This is a genomic window from Pelomonas sp. V22 (assembly GCF_030014915.1).
In the GTDB taxonomy this organism is placed as follows: Bacteria; Pseudomonadota; Gammaproteobacteria; order Burkholderiales; family Burkholderiaceae_C; genus JAUASW01.
In genome coordinates this window covers 14,595-31,918 of the sequence record NZ_JAGIXS010000006.1, presented here as the reverse complement: position 1 = coordinate 31,918, position 17,324 = coordinate 14,595, and the positions used below count along the sequence as shown (strand labels likewise).

Genomic DNA, 17,324 nt, shown 5'->3' with positions numbered 1-17,324 from the left:
GTATCGCCGTGCTGTCGCAAGGCCCTCTCAAGCCTCGCTCAAGCCACCCTCAATCCATCCTCAGGGCCTGCAGCCGGCGCAGTGCACCCTCGTAGTCGAAGGCTCGTATCGCCTCGCCCACCTGGTGCGCGCCGGGTCCGAAACGGGCACGCAATTTGCCGGCCAGTTCGCGGTACAGGGCCTGGGCCTGGAAGTCCCCGGCAGCCAGCAGCTCGAGCAGTTGCTGCACCTGCTCGGGGGCCAGCGTCTCGACCTCGTCCAGCGAGGCCGGCCGGGTCTCCTCCTCCGGTGCCAGGGCCTGCAGCGAGGCCAGCAGCGCAGCGAGCTGACCGGCCACCTGCTCGCGCAGCGCTGGCAGCTCTGCAGCCTGTACGGCTGCGGCGGACTCCAGACGCGCCACGCTTTCGCTGAGCAGCGTGGCGCCAATGGCCGCCGCCGCACTCTTCAGCGAATGCGCCCAACGGTGCAGGCCTTCGCCAGCGGCCGGCATCGGCGAGCGGCTGCCGAAATGCTGCTGGAACTGATCGAGCACGCGCTCGTAGGTCTCGAGCCGGCCGCCTGCGTAGTGCAGCCCCAGCACCGGGTCGAGGCCGGCGACCTGCGACAGCCAGGCCGGCAGCTCGCCCGCATCGGCCCTCGCGACCACCGCCGGCGCGGCCACGGGTGCTGCGCGCTCAGGCAGCCAGCGCAGCAGACAGGCATAGAGCTGCTCCGGGTCCACCGGCTTGCCCACGTGGTCGCTCATGCCGGCGGCCATGCATTGCGCGCGGTCTTCGGCGAAGGCATTGGCCGTCATCGCGATCACCGGCAACTGCGCCAGGCCTGGCTGCTGGCGCAGCAGGCGCGTGGCCTGCAAGCCATCCAGCACCGGCATCTGCACGTCCATCAGCACCAGGTCGAACGGCTGCTCGGCCAGCAGCGCCAGCGCCTGGCGGCCATCGCCGGCCAGGGTCACAGCCAGGCCGGCGCTGCGCAGCAGCTCCTGCGCCACGTCCTGGTTGATCGGGTTGTCCTCGACCAGCAGCACGCGAGCACCCGCCTGTTCGGCCATCAGGCGCTGCAGCGCTGGCGGGCCGGCGGGCGGCAGCAGGCTGGCCTGAGCCTCCGCGTCGGCGGGGGGCTCACTCAGTTGCACCTCCAGCCAGAAGCAACTGCCCTGGCCGGGCTGGCTGCTGACACCCACGGCACCGCCCATCAGCTCAGCCAGGTGGCGCGTGATGGCAAGGCCGAGGCCGGTGCCGCCATACCGGCGCGTGGTCGAGCTGTCGCCCTGCTCGAAATCGCTGAACAGACGCGGCAGCAATTCCGGCGCGATGCCGATGCCGGTGTCGCTGACCTCGAAGCGCAGGCGCAGGGCCTGCCCGTCCTGCGCCACCTGCCGCGCCGCGATGCGCACCTCACCCTCGGCGGTGAACTTGATCGCGTTGCTGAGCAGGTTGAGCAGGGCCTGCGAGAGCCGGGTCGGGTCGCCGCGCACCAGGGCCGGCAGGCCCGCCACGTCGCGGATCAGGGCCAGCTGTTTCTCCTGCGCCCGCTCGGCCATCAGCGAGCAGCAGCGCGCCACCAGTTCCTGCGGCGAGAAGACCTGCTCCTCCATCACCAGCTTGCCGGACTCGATCTTGGACAGGTCCAGCACATCGTTGATCACCTGCAGCAGGTGCTGGGCCGCCGTACCCAGCCGGGCCAACCGCTCCAGCGCCTGCGGGTCGCGGCTGTCGCGCTCCAGCAAGCGGCTCAGGCCGATGATGGCGTTCATCGGCGTGCGGATCTCGTGGCTCATATTGGCCAGGAAGGCGCTCTTGGCGCGGCTCGCCGCATCGGCACGGTCGCGGGCCTCGGTCAGCTCTGCATTGAGCCGCTGCAGCTGCGCCTGCGCTCCCTTGATCTCGCTGACGTCGCTGACCAGCACGAAGAAGCCATGCACCCGGCCGTCCCGCACATCGGGCACGTAGTGGGCCCACAGGGCGTGCGACTGGCCGGCCGCGTCCTGGGCCTCGAGCTCGAACTGCTGCGGCTCGCCGGCCAGCGCTGCCTCGACACGAGGACCCACCTGCTTCAGCAGGGCCGCCGGCAGCACCTCGTCCATGCGGACATCCAGCATGTCGGACATCTGGCGCCCCAGCCAGCGCGCATAAGCCTGGTTGGCAAAGCGGCAGCGGCGCTCGCTGTCCCAGTAGCCCACCATGCCCGGGATGTTGTCGGCCACCAGGCGGGTGAAGGCCTCGGCCTGCGCCAGGGCGAGCGTGCGCAGGCCGACGAGTTCCTCCAGGTGATGGCGGTGACGGTCCAGCTCCTGGCCTTGTTGCCGTTGTTCGCTGATGTCGCTGAGCACCATCACGGCGCCGCCCTCCTGCGTGCGCAGCGGCGTCATTGACAGCCGGAACCAGCGCTGCTCGCTGGTCGAATGAAACGGGTATTCGAGCAGGAAGCGCTGACGCTGGCCGGCCAGCACCTCCCGCAAGGCACGCGCCACCTCGGCGGCCTGGCCGGCACCCGGTCCCTGTGCGCGATCACACACCTCCAGATAGTTGGTACCCACGCCGCAATGCAGGGCCGGCTCGCTGCCCGGATGCTGGACCTCAGCAAACTGCTGCCAGGCGGCATTGACCGCAACGACGCGGCCCGCGGCATCGAGCACGGCCAGATGGTCCAGCAGCGAGTCCTCGACCGCCTGCAGCAGCTCGGCCGACTGGCGCTGGGCCCGCTCGGCGCTGCGCTTGGCAGTGACATCGCTGACCACGCCCAGCACCGCCGGCCGACCCTGGTAACTGATGCGGGTGGCATGCAGCTCGATCTGCAGCGTGGCGCCACCGCGGGCCCGCCATTCCAGCTCGTAGCGACGTTCGGGCTCCGGGCCGGGGCCGATACGCTGCAGGTAGCGCTCGTTCCAGCGCTGCTGCCAGGCTGGCGCCACCACGCTCTCGAAGGGCAGTTGCGCCAGTTCGTCCATGCCATAGCCCAACAGGGCCAGCAGGGCCGGATTGGCAAACACGAAGCGCCAGTCCTGCGCCACGAAAACACCGTCCGACAGGGCTTCGAGCAGCGTGCGGTTGCGCTGCTCGCTGTCGGCCAGCGCCTGCTGCGCACGCCGCTGCTCGGTCACGTCGCGCGACACACCGAACAGGCCCACCACCTGCCCCAGCGCATCGCGCAGCGGGCCCTTGGTGGCCTGGAACACGCGCAGGCTGCCATCGGCCGTATTGACAGCCTCGTCGGCGGTGTCGATCTCGCCGCGCGCCAGCAGACCGGCATCCCGGGCCATCACGTGGGCCGCCACCTCCGGATTGAAGACAGCGCGGTCGTCATGCCCCAGCACCTCGACCTCGCTGAGACCGGTGATGCGTTCGGCCGCCCGGTTGAACAACAGGTAGCGCCCCTGCAGGTCCTTGGCAAAGATGGCGTCGCTGGAAGCGTCGGCCACGGCCAGCAGGATCTCGAGGCCATGCATGCGCTGCTCGCGCGCACTGCGCTCGGCCTGCAGATCGCGCAAGGCCGCCGCCTGCAGGCCGAAACGACGGCTCACCGCGAGCACGAGAACGGCTGCGGCCATACAGGCGGCGATCCAGGCCAGCGTGGGCACGGCACGGGCATCGACCTCGGCCCGGTCCACCTTGGACACCAGGATCCAATCGCTGCCGGCAATGCGGCGTGCCACACCCAGGACCGGCTCCCCACGGTAGTCCAGCGCATCGATCAGGCCATTGGCCGGCAGCTCGCCGCGCATCACGCGGCTGATCAGCGCCGGGCTGGTCTTCAGGGCGAGGCGCAGGCGGCCGGCGGCATCCGGGCGCTGGCGGAAGTCGCTCTGCGCCAGCGCGTCTGCACCCTCCGGCCGCCACAACGAGGTCTCGCCGCTGCCCGTTGGCAGCGGCCACTTGCTCAGCAGCGGCATCAATTGCTGGCGTGGGTCCAGGCGCAGCACCAGGGCGCGGCCGGCCGCGGCGCCGCTCAGCGGCACGACGAAGTCCAGCCGCAGAGGCAGGTCCGGGCCGGCGCCCACATGGATGTCGGTGCGCTCCACCTGGCCACTGCGCAAGGCCCGCTGCAGCGCCAGCTTGAGCTCGGGCGCTGCCGGGCCGGGCGGATGGGCCGCGGCCGGCCACAGCGTCGCACCCTCGGCGTTTGCGTCGACCAGTTGCACGCACTGCAGGTAGCGCGCCGCACCGAACAGGCCCATCGAGGTCTGCAGGCTGGCCAGCGCGCGGGCATCGCCACGCTGGGCCTGGGCCACCAGGCCCGGCAGCTCGTGGTCTTCCTGCAGCCGCTGCGCGGCCAGGGCATGGCGGGCCAGCCAGCGCTCGACCTGATCGCCGTGCAGGCCGGCCACCGCCTGCAGCCGCGCGCCCTCGGCCTGCCGCTGCTCGCGCAAGGCCAGGGCCATAGCGCCCAGCCCCAGCAGCAGCACCGCCAGCAGCCCCAAGGCCTGCATCAGCAGGCCGCGTCGGCGGGCCCCGGCGGCTCCCTTGAGCCCAGGGGCCGCGAGCCCGGCACCTGCCTGGGCCCGGCGCATGCCCCAATAGATCAGAGGCGCACTCCAGGCGACGAAGAACCAGCCCTTCAGCGTGGCCAGTTGCGCCACCCAGTTGGGATCCTGCACCAGCTGGAACAGCAGCCAGTCCGATCCCACAATCCACAGCACCGCCAGCATGGCGTACAGCAGCACCACGTTCAGCGCGGCCTGCTGACCGCGCCAGCGCTGGGTTTGCGCCTCAGCTGCGCCGGTCATCGGTCGCCTCGTCACGGAACTGCGTGGCCACGCGGCAGAAATCTTCGTAGCAGGCCAGGAAGGCATCGGCCACGCGCGGGTCAAAGTGCTGACCGCGCTCCTTCACGATCAACTCGCGCGCGGCCTCCAGGCTCCAGGCCTCCTTGTAGACGCGCCGGCAGGTCAGCGCGTCAAACACGTCGGCCAGCGCCATCAGCCGCGCCGCCAGCGGGATGGCCTCGCCGGCCAGTCCCTGCGGATAGCCCCGGCCATCCCAGCGCTCGTGATGGCTCATGGCGATCTGCTTGGCATAACGCAGATAGTCCATTCCTGCATCGGAACCGGCATCGCGCTCCGCCTGAACGATGGCATCTGCGCCCAGGCGGGCATGGGTTTTCATGATGGCCCACTCCTCGTCGTCGAGCCGGCCCTCCTTGTGCAGGATGCGATCCGGGATGCCGACCTTGCCAATGTCGTGAAGCGGCGCCGAGCGCACCATCAGGTCGGCGGCGGCGGCATCCAGCTCGTCAGCGAACAGGCGCTGGCGCCGCAGCTCGTCGGCCAGCAGACGCATGTATTCGCGCGTTCGCAGCAGGTGAAAGCCGGTCTCGTTGTCGCGCGTCTCGGCCAGGCGGGCGAGTGCATGCATGCTGATGTCGCGGATGCGCTCGTTCTCCTGCATGCGCCGGCTCACCTCGGCCTCGAGATCGTGGTTGCGATCCTGCAGGCGGACCCGTGCGCGACGCAGCTCGATGTGGGCCGCCACGCGGGCCAGCAGCACCTGCGGACGGATAGGTTTGGTGATGTAGTCGACCGCGCCATGGGCCAGGCCGCGCTCCTCGTCGTCGGTCGCCCCGAGGGCGGTGACGAAGATCACCGGCACCTCCGCCGTGGCGGGATCGGCGCGCAGGCGTCTCAGCACCTCGTAGCCGTCCAGGTCCGGCATCATCACGTCGAGCAGCACCAGGTCCGGGCAGGGATCCAGCTGCATCAGCTGCAACGCGCGCTCGCCCCCATTGGCGGCGCGCACCTGATAGAGCGGCTGCAGCAGTTCTCCAAGGACCGTCAGGTTCTCGGCGTTGTCGTCGACGATCAGCACCAAGGGGCGCTGGCTCTTGAACATGGCGTTCCTCCCAGCCTCATCGCGCCACCCGGGCGTCTTGAAGCCAACGCATCAGAGCATGAGCGACTAGCCTAGGCCTTGACTGCGCTCAAGTCCCGCATGCCCTCGTCGAATGGGCGAATACCGCACCAATCCTTTCAGTTCAGCACCCAGACCAGGGCCGAGCGAGCCGGCAGGCTGAAGCGGCCGGTCGCCACGTCGAAGCGGGCTTCGGCGGCGATCCGCCTGTCGGCGGCCGTGGCCGCGAGGTGCACGGGATGCAGCTGATAGCCGCGCCCTCTCAGGGCATCGACCGTCAGGCTCTGCGCCTGCTTGTCGGCATTGACCAGGTAGACGATCTCCTTGAAGCCGGCACCGGCAAGGCCCAAGCCATCGAGGCGCGCGGCCAGCACCGTGGGCACCTGGCCCGAGCCGGTGTTGAGGAAGGACAGGCGCGCCTTGATGTCCTCGGCCGAGCGCAAGCGGAACAGCATGGAGCTGGCGCGGATCTTGAGCAGGTCGCGGAAGGCATCGCGGGTCCAGGCGATCTCGGTCGCCGTCGGCTTGATTGCGGCATTCGCGAGCAGCGGCTTCATGACGGCCCAGCTGTCCTGGTTGTCGGCCTTCATCGGCAGGCCGGTGCCGAAGAAGTTGTCCTGGTAACTCCAGTCCAGGCGGTTGAACCAGTCGCCCGCGTCGTAGCTGTTGCGGTCCAGCGATTTGCTGCGCAAGGTGTCGACACCGGCATGGAAGTACGGGATGCCCTGGCTGAACATCGTCAGCGCCGCGCCCAGCAGTTGCACGCGCGCCCGGTCCTCGCGGCTGGTCGAGAGCGGCAGCTTGTAGGCGTTGGTGTCGAACAGGGTCTGGTTGTCGTGGTTCTCCACGTAGTTGACGACCTCGGACGGGTCGGTCACGAAGCCGGCGCTGTTCAGCTGATCCAGCGTCACGCTGGCATCCCAGTGCGTCTTCAAGGGGAAGCTGCGGATCGAGCCGGCGAGGCTGGCCTTGATCAGGTCGCCCTGCCACATCAGGTCGGTCTTGCTCTTGCCCGTGCCTTGCGCGTTCGGGTCGTACCAGAGGCCGTTGATCCAGCCCTGGTTGGCGATCAGGGTATTGCCGGCATCAAAGGGGCTGCCGCCGCGCACCGCGTCGCGGATGAAGGGATTGAAGCTGCCGATGCCGGTGCCGTTGAGGCTCCACATCGAGGCCTGGACGAAGCGCGCACCGTCCTGCACTTCGCCGAAGTTCCAGCCCTCACCCAGCAGCTGCACCGGGCGGCCAGAAGCGGCCGCGACCTTGGTCTTCAGCTGCTCCATCACCGCGCGTGGCTGGTGGCCCATCACGTCGAAGCGGAAGCTGCTGATGTGATAGTCACGGGCCCAGACGATCGTGGAGTCGGTCATCAGCTTGCCCATCATCAGGTTTTCGGTGGCCGTGTTGTCGCAGCAGGTCGAGGTCTCGATGGCACCGGTCGCGCTGTAGCGGTGGTAGTAGCCGGGCACGATGCGATCCAGCACCGACTTCGCGTTCTGGCCCGAGGCCGTCGTGTGGTTGTAGACCACGTCCATGCCCACGCGCAGGCCCGCCGCATTGAGCGCCTGCACCATCTGGCGGAACTCGACGATGCGCTTCGCGCCATCGCTCGCGTCGCTGGCATAGCTGCCTTCGGGCGCGGTGTAGTGATAGGGGTCGTAACCCCAGTTGAAGCAATCGCCGCTCGCCGTGGCGGCCACTGCGGCCTGCTGGGTTTCGGCATCGGCCGCACCGCTGGGGCTCTGCGTGGTGCAGCCGAGCTCGGGCACGCTGGCCAGGTCGAACACGGGCAGCAGGTGGATGTCGGTCAGGCCCGCATCGGCCAGCGCCTTCAGGTGCTTCATGCCGTTGCTGCTGGCCTCGGTGAAGGCCAGGTATTTGCCGCGGCTGACGGCGCTGACCGTCGCGTCGTTGGCGGAGAAGTCGCGCAGGTGCAGCTCGTAGATCGTCATGTCGGGCGAGGCCGCCACCTTGGCGGGCGGCACGCTCTGGTCCCAGCCGGCGGGCTTCAGCGCTGCGGCGTCGAGGTTGGCGATGTAGCTGCGACGCGAGTTGTCCGAGAGGCTCAGCGAGTAAGGGTCGGTGACCAGATTACGCACCAGGCCCACGCCGCGCACGAAGACCTCGACGGCGAACTTGTAGTACTTGCCGGAGAGATCGCCGCTCTTGCTCACGCTCCAGACGCCGGTGGCAGCGTCGAAGCTCAGTTTGTCGGCCGTGCTCGCATCGGCCGTGCCGTTGGCATAGGTGAACACGGTGACCGATTGCGCCGTCGGTGCCCACAGCTTGAAGCTCGTGTTGCCACCGGAAATGCGCGCACCCAAGTCGTTCACGTTCGCTGCTGCCGCATAGAGATCGTCCAGCGCGCCGGCCGCTTGCGCCGTGGTCGCGTTCTGCACGTTGCCGCTGGCGTCTTCCTGCACCAGCACGAGCTGCTTCTTCAGGAGCTCGGGCAGTTGCGCCTGATCGACAGCCTTCACGCTCATCACCGCACCGGGTGCGATCCACTTGAAGCGCTCGGCCACGGCCGCCGGCACGGCGCTGGCATGGCGCTCCAGAGTGATCGAGCCCTCGGCGCCCGCGACCTTGCCGTCCTTGGGCGCCACCACCTGGCCGGTGGCCGAGTAGTACAGCTTGACCGTGCCGCTGCCGTCGACGCGCGGCCACTGGATCAGCTGCTTGTTGAGCCAGAAAGCGCGGGCGTCGGTGGTCGAGACCGAGCGGGTATCCGGCGCGGCCAGGTAGACCGTGGCGTCCTGCTGGACCAGCCAGACCTCGGCCTGCTGGTTCTTGATCACGAGGCCGCCGAAATCGATGCGAATGTTGTCGCTGCGGCCGTCCTTGTCGTTCTCGTTCGGCGCCAGGCCGTGGATGATGAATTCCAGCGACTTGCGGCTGGCGTCCGCCTTGGGATTGAGCACCGGGATGTCGAACACCACCTCGCCCGTGCCGGCGCTGTAGGACGGCAACTTGCTGAAAGCGACCGGCGCGCCCCATTGCTCGATCGCCACGCCGGGCAGCTTGGTCGCATCCAGGCCGCTGCCATTCCACAGATGCAGACCCCAGGCCGTGTAGGTCCCGTCGAAGCGCTTGTAGTGCACGCGGATCGAGGTGAGGTCCGGTGCGGCCGCACCCAGCGGGTTGGCCGCGTAGGTGGCGCCATCGCCCTGGATGCGCCAGATCTCGTTCTTGCCGGCCTTGAGCGTGTACTTCTGGTCGGTCCCGCCGTGGTCCTTGTCGTCACCCTTGTGGAACAGATAGCCGACCTCGCCGCTACTGGCCGCAAGCGGCACCTCGTAGACGGCACCGAAGCCATCCGTGCTGACGTAGTTGTTGCCCAAGCCCCAGCCCGGGTCCTTGGCCGCGCCCCAGCTGTGCAATTGCCAGCCGCTGTAGTCGGCCGCCGTGCGGCGGTAGTGCACGGTCAGGGTCGTGGGCGTCTCGGTGCTGCCGCCACCGCTGCCACCACCACTGGCCGGGTTGGCGGCCTGGGCTTGCAAGAGCGTCTGGAAGCCCTCGCCATTACCCTGGGCCAGCAACGGGTCCACCACCGGCGCCGGTGTGACCGGCGTGGTCGTGCCGCTGCTGCTGCCCCCGCCTCCGCCACCACAGGCAGCGAGGCAGGCGGTCGTGGCGATCAGCAGGGCCAGACGGCGGGCTGTCCGGGCCCAGCAAGGCGAGCGGGTGGGGGTGGCGAGCATCGGGAATGTCTCCGTTCCAGGTCATCCTGGTTTGATTTGCTCGCATCGTAGTGAAGCAAAACTACATTCAATAGATCGGATTTACCCGCTGAATTTCTTGAAACTCACTCGTAACACCCAATATTTCAGTACCTAAACTACATCATCAAGCGGCGCCACAATGGCTGACATGAGCCCAGCCGCCCCCTTTTTCCCGCCCCAGTCCTTCGGCGATGCCGAGGCCGCCCTGGCCCAGGTCCAGCAGATCTACGAGGCCGGCGTCCAGCACCTAAGGCAGGCCTTGCGCGCCTTTGGTCGGGGACAGGACCCCGGACGGGTGCGCGCCTGCTACCCCTTCGTGCGGTTGCGCGCCGCCAGCGTGCAGCGCACCGACGCGCGCCTGGCCTGGGGCTTCGTGGCCGGGCCCGGCGTGTTCGAGACCACGCTGACCGAGCCGCGCCTGTTCGGCAACTACCTGCGCGAGCAGTTCCAGCTGCTCCTGAGCAACCATGGCGCGCCGTTGGAGGTGGGCAGCAGCCATGAGCCGATCCCGCTGCATTTCGCGCTCGGCGAGGAGGCCCACATCGAAGGCGAGTTGACGGCAGCGCAGCGCGCGCGGCTGCGCGAGATCTTTGACCTGCCCGACCTCGCCGCCATGGACGATGGCATCGCCAACGGCACCTACGAAGCAGCGCCCGGCGCGCCGCAGCCGCTCTCGCTCTTCACCGCGCCGCGCATCGACTACTCGCTGCAGCGCCTGCGCCACTACAGCGGCACCTCGCCGGCGCATTTCCAGAACTTCGTGCTCTTCACGAATTACCAGTTCTACATCGACGAGTTCGTGCGCATGGGCCGCGCCCTGATGGCCGCGCCGCCCGACCCGGCGAGACCCGACCCGCTGGACGACTGCATCGCCTTTGTCGAACCCGGCAATGTGATCACCCGCCGCGCGGGACTGGCGGCCGAACCCGGCGATGCCGCAGGTACGCCGCCGCCCCGCCTGCCGCAAATGCCCGCCTACCACCTGCTGCGCCGCGACAGCAGCGGCATCACCATGGTCAACATCGGTGTGGGCCCGGCCAATGCCAAGACCATGAGCGACCACATCGCCGTGCTGAGGCCCCACGCCTGGCTGATGCTGGGCCACTGCGCCGGCCTGCGCAACAGCCAGCAGCTCGGCGACTACGTGCTGGCCCATGGCTATGTGCGTGAGGACCATGTGCTGGACGAGGAGCTGCCGCTGTGGGTGCCGATACCGCCGCTGGCCGAGGTGCAGGTGGCGCTGGAGACCGCCGTGGCCGAAGTGACCCAGCTGCAAGGCTTCGAGCTCAAGCGCGTGCTGCGCACCGGCACCGTGGCCTCGACCGACAACCGCAACTGGGAGCTGCTGCCCAACAATGCGCAGGGCGGCCCCGAGCGCCGTTTCAGCCAGAGCCGGGCGATCGCGCTCGACATGGAGAGCGCCACCATCGCCGCCAACGGCTTCCGCTTCCGCGTGCCCTACGGCACCTTGCTCTGCGTCAGCGACAAGCCGCTGCACGGCGAGATCAAATTGCCCGGCATGGCCAACCACTTCTACCGCGAGCGCGTCGACCAGCACCTGCGCATCGGCCTGCGTACGGTGGAGCTGCTGCGCGCCGCGTCCTTGAGCCGCCTGCACAGCCGCAAGCTGAGGAGCTTTGCGGAGGTGGCGTTTCAGTGATTGCGCCATAGGCGGCGGGCCGGATTGCCACCACAATCGCCGCACCCCAGCCGCCGACAACGCCCTCCATGCAATTCGACGTCAACACCCTCTTCAGCCTGCTGCTGATCCAGGCCCTGATGCTGGCCGTGATGCTGCCGGTGCTGATGGGCTGGCGGGCGGTGAGCCTGGCGGCCCGCTATGTGCAGGCGGCGGCGGTGCTGCAGTCATTGGGCTGGGCCGGCATCGTGCTGGCCGGGCAATGGCCGGGGCGCTGGGTCTATGGCGGCTCGCTGCTCTTCCTGAGCGCCGGCTTCAGCGCGCTGTGGTGGGCACTGCAGGCCTGGGTGGGCCAGCGGCCCGGACGCTGGCTGATGATGGGCCTGCCGGTGGCGCTGCCCGTGCTTTATGGGATCGGCTACGAGCACCACGGCTTTCGCCTGCTCTGGGCCAATGGCGTGGTGGCCCTGCAGCTGGGCCTGATCTGCCTGGCCCTGGCCTGGCCGGCCAAGAACCTGGAGCGCTCCAGCCGGCGCTGGCGCACGCTCTTGCTGCTCGCCTTGCTGGCCGTGGGCGCCCTCACCGCGTGGCGCGCGGTGCTGGGCCTGCAGTCGCCCGAGATGCCGTTGGAGTTGAACGCCGAGCATCCGCTCAACATCACCGCCGCCGTGCTGAGCCATGTGGCCCTGCTGGCCTGCGCGATGTCGGTGTTGGTGGCCTGGCGCGCCGAGACCGAGATGGCCCTCAAGCGCCTGGCCCAGACCGATGCGCAGACCGGGCTGTGCAACCGCCGCGCCTTCGGCCAGCGCTCGGTCGACATGATCTCCATGGCCCGCCGCCACAACGAACCGCTGGCCGTGATGAAGCTGGACCTGGACAACTTCAAGGCCGTCAATGCCGAGCATGGCGAGGCGGCGGGCGAGCAGGCCATCGCGCTGTTCGGCAGTTGCCTGCAGGAGCAGATGCGCCTCGGTGACCTGGCGGCCCGCGTCGGCGGCCAGGAGTTCGCCGTGGTGATGGCGCGCTGCGACGCGCAGGGCCCGCAGGCCCTGGACCAGCGCATGCGCAAGGCACTGGAGGAGCGCGCGCCCAAAGAGCTGGGCTTTGCCCTGTCCTTCAGCGCCGGCTGGGCCAAGCTGCGCCCGGGCGACCGCAGCATCGAGGACCTGATGCCGCGCGCCGTGGCCGCCCTCTATGCGGCCAAGGAGGCCGGCAAGGGCCGGCTGATGGCCGAGCCGGGCCTGGAAGAGTAAGCAAGGCAGGCAAGAAACAGGCGCTGCTCGCCCAAGCAGGGCGGGCCTGGCATGGGGTTTGCACGGGGGTTCTCATCGAATCCCGGGAGTCCCGATGCTGCACTTCGCCAGCCCTCAGCAAGTTCCTGTCGTCTCACGAGACACCCAGCCGGCCCAGATCCTCAAGCTCGGCGCCGCCGACGAGCACTGGGTGCCGGCCCTGGCCGAGCTGCTGGTGGACAACGTCCATCAGGGCGCCTGCCTGGGTTTTCTGGCCCCGATGTCGCGCTTTGCCGCCCAGGACTATTGGCACCAGGTGCTGGCCCGCCTGGGCCCGCACCAGCAGCTCTGGATCGCCTGCGAGGGCGAGCGCCTGCAAGGCAGCGTGCAGCTCTCGCTGTGCCCGCGCGCCAACGCCCATCACCGGGGTGAAGTCCAGCAGCTGATGGTCCACAGCCGCGCCCGCGGCATGGGCTGGGCCGGTCGCCTGATGGCCCGGGTCGAATGCGCCGCCCTGGCCCAGGGCCGCACGCTTCTGGTGCTGGATGCACCGGCCGGCACCCAGGCCGAGGCCGTCTACCTGCACCTGGGCTGGCAGCGCGCCGGCGAGATCCCCGGCCACAGCGCCTGCGCCGATGGTGAGCTGCTGGCCGCCGCCCTGTACTACAAGCGACTGCAGCACCCGAATTGAATGATGAATCCCTCGATGGAAGACCTGAAATCCACCACACCCCAGTTGCTGAGCATCGCCGGCAGCAAGCTGGGCCGCGCCTGGCTGCCCCGGCTGAATGCACTGCTGGTCGATGCCGTCGAGCAAGGTGCCTCGATAGGTTTCATGGCGCCGCTGAGCCTCGACGAGGCCAACGACTACTGGGAAGACGTGCTGGCCCGGCTCGGTCATGAGCAGCGCCTGGTGCTGTTGATCGATGGACAGCGGCTGCTGGGTTCGGTGCAGCTGAGCCTGTGCAGCCGCGCCAATGCCCGGCATCGCGCCGAGGTGCAGAAGCTCTTCGTGCACAGCAGCGCACGCGGCCAGGGCCATGGCCGGCGCCTGATGCGCGCCGTGGAAGCCGAGGCCCGCGCCGAAGGCCGGACCTTGCTGGTGCTGGACACCGAGGCCGGCTCGCTGGCCGAGACCGTCTACCGCCGCCTCGGCTGGAGCCACGCCGGCGAGATACCAGCCTTTGCCGCAAGCCCGGATGGCGAGCTGCGCACGACTGCGCTCTACTTCAAGCTCCTGAAGCTTGGAGTGGGCAGTGAGCAGCAGCAACGATGAAGGGCGCACGCACGAGGTCACGAACCAGGTCGATGAGCTGAGCGGCTATTCGCTGCTGGCCACCGACCCGGCGCTGCAGCAAGGCCTGGAGCGCCAGGGTGCAGCCTGGGCCCTGCCCCAGCTGCAAGCCTATGGCGAACAGTTGGGCCGCGCCGAAACCTATGCCCTGGCCGAGCAGGCCAACCGCCACACACCCGAGCTGCGCACGCACGATGCGCGCGGCCGCCGCATTGACCGTGTCGACTTCCATCCGGCCTGGGACCAACTGCTCGCGCTGTATCGCGGCCAGGGCCTGGTCTCGCGGAGCTTCGAGGAGGCAGAGCGCGCGGGCCGCTGGAGCGCCTTTGCAGCCGGCTTCTACCTGCATGGCCAGGTCGAGGCCGGCACGCTGTGCCCCGCGACGATGACGCAGGCCGCCATCCCCGTGCTGGCCCGCGACCCGCAACTCGCCGCCCTGCTCCCGCAGCTGCGCTCGACCCTGCACGATCCGCGCGACCTGCCGATGGCCCAGAAGCACTCGCTGTGGATAGGCATGGGCATGACCGAGAAGCAGGGCGGCTCGGACGTGCGGGCGAACACCACGCGCGCCACGCCACTCGGTGGCCGCGAGTACAGCCTGCGCGGCCACAAGTGGTTCTTCTCGGTGCCGATGAGCGATGCCCACCTGGTGACGGCGCAGACCGAGGCCGGCGTCAGCTGCTTCTTCGTGCCGCGCTGGCGGCCCGACGGCACGAAGAACACGGTTCAGATCCAGCGCCTCAAAGACAAGATCGGCAACCGCAGCAACAGCAGCAGCGAGGTCGAGTTCCTGGACGCCCACGGCCTGCTGGTCGGCGAGGAAGGTCGCGGCATACCGACCATCATCGAGATGGCCGGCTACACGCGGCTCAACTGCGTGATCGGCAGCGCGGCGATCTTGCGCCAGGCCCTGGTCCAGGCTCTGCACTACACGCGCCACCGCCGGGCTTTCGGCCGCCGGCTCGCGGAGCAGCCGCTGATGCAGTCGGTGCTGGCCGACATGGCGCTGGAAAGCGAAGCCGCCACCGTGCTGATGCTGCGCCTGGCGCAAGGCTTCGAGAACGGCGAGCGCGGCTGGCAGCGCATCCTCACGCCGGCCGCCAAGTTCTGGGTCTGCAAGCGGGCGATTGAATTCACCGGCGAGGCCATCGAGGTGTTCGGCGGCAATGGCTATGTTGATAACGGCGTTATGGTGCGCCTTTACCGCGAGGCGCCAGTCAACTCGATCTGGGAAGGCTCGGGCAATGTGATGTGCCTGGACGTGCTGCGCGCCTTCGCCCGCGAACCCGAGGCCTTGCTGGCCCTGCTGGACGACTGGCGCAGCGATGCCGAGCCCGTATTGCGCGCCGAGGCCGATGTCTTGCAGACGCTGCTGACCGGCGACCCGGCGCTGCTCGAGCCGCAGGCCCGTCTGCTCTGCCAGCGCCTGGTGCTGCTGGCCCAGGCCGTGCTGCTGCGCCGGCATTCGCCGGCGGTGGTGGCCGATGCCTTCATCGCCAGCCGCATCGCCGCCCCGAGCGGCCGGGTCTACGGCGCCCTTCAGCTCGACCCGGCCGCCATCGCGCCGCTGCTGCAGCGAGCCTTTCCAGGCTAGGGCAGAACCTGCTTGATCGCCTGCAGATAGGGCTCGTGCAGCTGCAGGTCGTTGTGACCGGCGCCCGGTATCAGCACGAGCCGGCCCTGCGGCGCGAGCTGCTGCAGCTGCTTGCTGTGCTCGGCGGGGATCAGCTCGTCGCGCTCGCCGTGCAGAAGCAGCAGCGGGCCTTGCCATCGCCGCAGCGAGGCGGCTGTGTCGAGCGGATAGCGCAGGAGCCAGGTCGGCAGCAGCGGGAAATGCTGGCGCATCAGGGCCACCATGCGCAGGTAGGGCGAGACCAGCACCAGTTGCTCGGGCTGCACCTGCAGCGCCAGCTCGGCCGCCGGGCCCGTGCCCAGCGAGCGCCCGATGATCACGCGGCGCTTGCCCGCGTAGCGCGGCGCCACGGCGTCCCAGGCAGCGCGCACATCGGCACGCAGCTGCGCCTCGCTCTCAATGCGGCCGCTGCTCTTGCCGTAGCCCCGGTAGTCCAGCATGAAAAGGTCGTAGCCGGCGCGGCGGTAGAAATCGGCCGTGGCGAACCAGCTCTGCAGATTGCCGCCATTGCCATGCAGGTAGAAAACCAGGCCCTTGGGTTCGGCATGGCGCAGATGCAGGGCCGACAGCACCGCGCCACCACTGACCGGAATCTGCAGCTCCTGCACATCGGCGCCGAAGTCGAAACGATGCTCCGCCGGCAAAGGCTCCGGGAAGAACAGCAATCGCTCCTGGCGCAGCCAGACCCAGGTGAGCGCCGCCAGCAACAGCAGGGCCAGCCCCAGGCCCATGCGCAGCAGCCAGGCGGTCATCGATAGATGCGCAGCAGCTTGCCGCTGTCGGTCAGCAGCAGCAGGGCACCATCCGGCGCCTGCCGCACGTCGCGGATGCGCTCGCCGAGATCCGCGTACATGGCGGTTCGTGCCGTCACTGTGTTGCCGCTCAATTGCAGGCGCCACAAGGCCTGGCCGGCCAGCGATCCGGAGAACAGCTGGCCCTGCCATTCGGGGAACATGGGGCCGGTATAGAAGGCCAAACCGGCCGGCGCAATCGACGTGGGTACCCAGTAGGTCAGCGGCTCCACATAGGTCGGTGCATGCACGCCACTGCCGAGCCGGCAGGCATCGCCGACCGGGTCTCCGTAGTTGCAGCCATAACTCTTGATAGGCCAGCCGTAGTTGGCACCGGCCCGCGCGATGTTGATCTCGTCGCCGCCCTGCGGCCCATGCTCGCTGACCCACAGCTCGCCGGTCGTGGGGTGCAGGGCCGCGCCCTGCGGATTGCGGTGGCCGAGGCTCCAGATGCCGGGCCGAGCACCCACGCCGAAGGCCGGGTTGTCATTCGGCAGGCTGCCGTCGCGGTTGATGCGCACGACCTTGCCGAGCGTCTGTGCCAGGTCTTGCGCGGGCGAGCCCAGCTGGCGCTCGCCCAGGGTCACGAACAGCGTCTTGTCGCGGCCGAACACCAGGCGCGAACCGAAGTGGCCGCTGCCCGCCACCTTGGGCGCCTGGCGGAAGATCACGGTCACATCCAGCAGCGCAGTGCCCACGAGGCGGCCGCGCGCCACCGAGGTGCCGGCCTTGCCGGCTTCGGCGCCGACGCCGGGCTCGGAGAAGCTGAGATAGACCCAGGGCGTGCTGGCGAAGTCGGGGTCGATGGCCACGTCCAGCAAGCCGCCCTGCCCGGCCGAAGCCACGGCCGGCAAGCCGCTGATGGCGACGGCAGTCCCCTGGCCGCTGGCCGGCAGTCGCACCAGGCTGCCGCCCTTTTGGGTCACCAGCATCTGGCCGTCGGGCAGGAAGGCCAGGCCCCAGGGGCTTTGCAGGTCGCTGCGCAGCGTGCTGAGCTGGGGCGGCGGCGTGGGCGGCGTAGGTGTGGGCGGCGTACCGGCGCTTGCGCCACCACCGCCGCCGCAGCCGGCGAACAACCAGAGGGCACTGAGCAACAAGGTCCAGGCAGATCGGCGGGCTTGTTTCATGGCGGCATGCAGCAAAGCCGGGAGGCGATGCGGCAGTCTAGGC

At 69.2% G+C, this 17,324-nt stretch carries 10 protein-coding genes; 5 read left to right on the top strand and 5 right to left on the bottom strand.

Annotation, left to right across the window (positions count from 1 at the left end):
• Positions 1–49 precede the first annotated feature (49 nt).
• From J7U46_RS17820 to J7U46_RS17810, 3 genes are all read right to left on the bottom strand, one after another.
• Positions 50–4,726: a PAS domain-containing protein gene (locus J7U46_RS17820; RefSeq protein ID WP_282828257.1), complete on the bottom strand. Its 4,677-nt coding sequence runs from the start codon at positions 4,724–4,726 to the stop codon at positions 50–52.
• Positions 4,710–5,828, bottom strand: coding sequence for an HD domain-containing phosphohydrolase (locus J7U46_RS17815; RefSeq protein ID WP_282828255.1), 1,119 nt, complete (start codon positions 5,826–5,828; stop codon positions 4,710–4,712). The genes J7U46_RS17820 and J7U46_RS17815 overlap by 17 nt, the downstream gene beginning before the upstream one ends.
• Positions 5,829–5,965: 137 nt before the next feature.
• A complete protein-coding gene (locus tag J7U46_RS17810) occupies positions 5,966–9,544 on the bottom strand; it encodes an alpha-1,6-glucosidase domain-containing protein (RefSeq protein WP_282828253.1) in 3,579 nt (1,192 codons plus the stop codon).
• A 169-nt stretch (positions 9,545–9,713) separates the two neighbouring features.
• Between J7U46_RS17810 and J7U46_RS17805 the strand changes: the two genes are divergently transcribed.
• The 5 genes from J7U46_RS17805 to J7U46_RS17785 all read left to right on the top strand — a co-directional run bounded on the left by J7U46_RS17805 (position 9,714) and on the right by J7U46_RS17785 (position 15,324).
• Positions 9,714–11,225 (top strand): AMP nucleosidase, encoded by a 1,512-nt coding sequence (locus tag J7U46_RS17805; protein ID WP_282828251.1) that lies wholly within the window; start codon positions 9,714–9,716, stop codon positions 11,223–11,225.
• A 68-nt stretch (positions 11,226–11,293) separates the two neighbouring features.
• A complete protein-coding gene (locus J7U46_RS17800; RefSeq protein WP_282828249.1) occupies positions 11,294–12,457 on the top strand; it encodes a GGDEF domain-containing protein in 1,164 nt (387 codons plus the stop codon).
• Positions 12,458–12,551: 94 nt separating this feature from the next.
• Positions 12,552–13,127: a GNAT family N-acetyltransferase gene (locus tag J7U46_RS17795; RefSeq protein WP_282828247.1), complete on the top strand. Its 576-nt coding sequence runs from the start codon at positions 12,552–12,554 to the stop codon at positions 13,125–13,127.
• 15 nt (positions 13,128–13,142) lie between these two features.
• Positions 13,143–13,712, top strand: coding sequence for a GNAT family N-acetyltransferase (locus J7U46_RS17790; protein ID WP_282828245.1), 570 nt, complete (start codon positions 13,143–13,145; stop codon positions 13,710–13,712).
• Entirely contained in the window at positions 13,693–15,324 is a 1,632-nt protein-coding gene (locus J7U46_RS17785) for an acyl-CoA dehydrogenase family protein (RefSeq protein ID WP_282828243.1), read from the top strand. The genes J7U46_RS17790 and J7U46_RS17785 overlap by 20 nt, the downstream gene beginning before the upstream one ends.
• Here the strand turns inward: J7U46_RS17785 and J7U46_RS17780 are convergent.
• Positions 15,321–16,115: an alpha/beta fold hydrolase gene (locus J7U46_RS17780; RefSeq protein ID WP_282828241.1), complete on the bottom strand. Its 795-nt coding sequence runs from the start codon at positions 16,113–16,115 to the stop codon at positions 15,321–15,323. The two genes, J7U46_RS17785 and J7U46_RS17780, sit on opposite strands and share 4 nt — an antisense overlap.
• Complete coding sequence (locus J7U46_RS17775) at positions 16,112–17,281, bottom strand: PQQ-dependent sugar dehydrogenase (RefSeq protein ID WP_282828239.1); 1,170 nt, start codon at positions 17,279–17,281, stop codon at positions 16,112–16,114. Before J7U46_RS17775 ends, J7U46_RS17780 begins: the two co-directional genes overlap by 4 nt.
• Positions 17,282–17,324 lie beyond the last annotated feature (43 nt).

Bases quoted from the DNA above. Each gene is read 5' to 3' on its own strand.
- J7U46_RS17820 (WP_282828257.1), bottom strand. From the start codon at position 4,726: ATGACCGGCGCAGCTGAGGCGCAAACCCAGCGCTGGCGCGGTCAGCAG.
- J7U46_RS17815 (WP_282828255.1), bottom strand. From the start codon at position 5,828: ATGTTCAAGAGCCAGCGCCCCTTGGTGCTGATCGTCGACGACAACGCC.
- J7U46_RS17810 (WP_282828253.1), bottom strand. From the start codon at position 9,544: ATGCTCGCCACCCCCACCCGCTCGCCTTGCTGGGCCCGGACAGCCCGC.
- J7U46_RS17805 (WP_282828251.1), top strand. From the start codon at position 9,714: ATGAGCCCAGCCGCCCCCTTTTTCCCGCCCCAGTCCTTCGGCGATGCC.
- J7U46_RS17800 (WP_282828249.1), top strand. From the start codon at position 11,294: ATGCAATTCGACGTCAACACCCTCTTCAGCCTGCTGCTGATCCAGGCC.
- J7U46_RS17795 (WP_282828247.1), top strand. From the start codon at position 12,552: ATGCTGCACTTCGCCAGCCCTCAGCAAGTTCCTGTCGTCTCACGAGAC.
- J7U46_RS17790 (WP_282828245.1), top strand. From the start codon at position 13,143: ATGGAAGACCTGAAATCCACCACACCCCAGTTGCTGAGCATCGCCGGC.
- J7U46_RS17780 (WP_282828241.1), bottom strand. From the start codon at position 16,115: ATGACCGCCTGGCTGCTGCGCATGGGCCTGGGGCTGGCCCTGCTGTTG.
- J7U46_RS17775 (WP_282828239.1), bottom strand. From the start codon at position 17,281: ATGAAACAAGCCCGCCGATCTGCCTGGACCTTGTTGCTCAGTGCCCTC.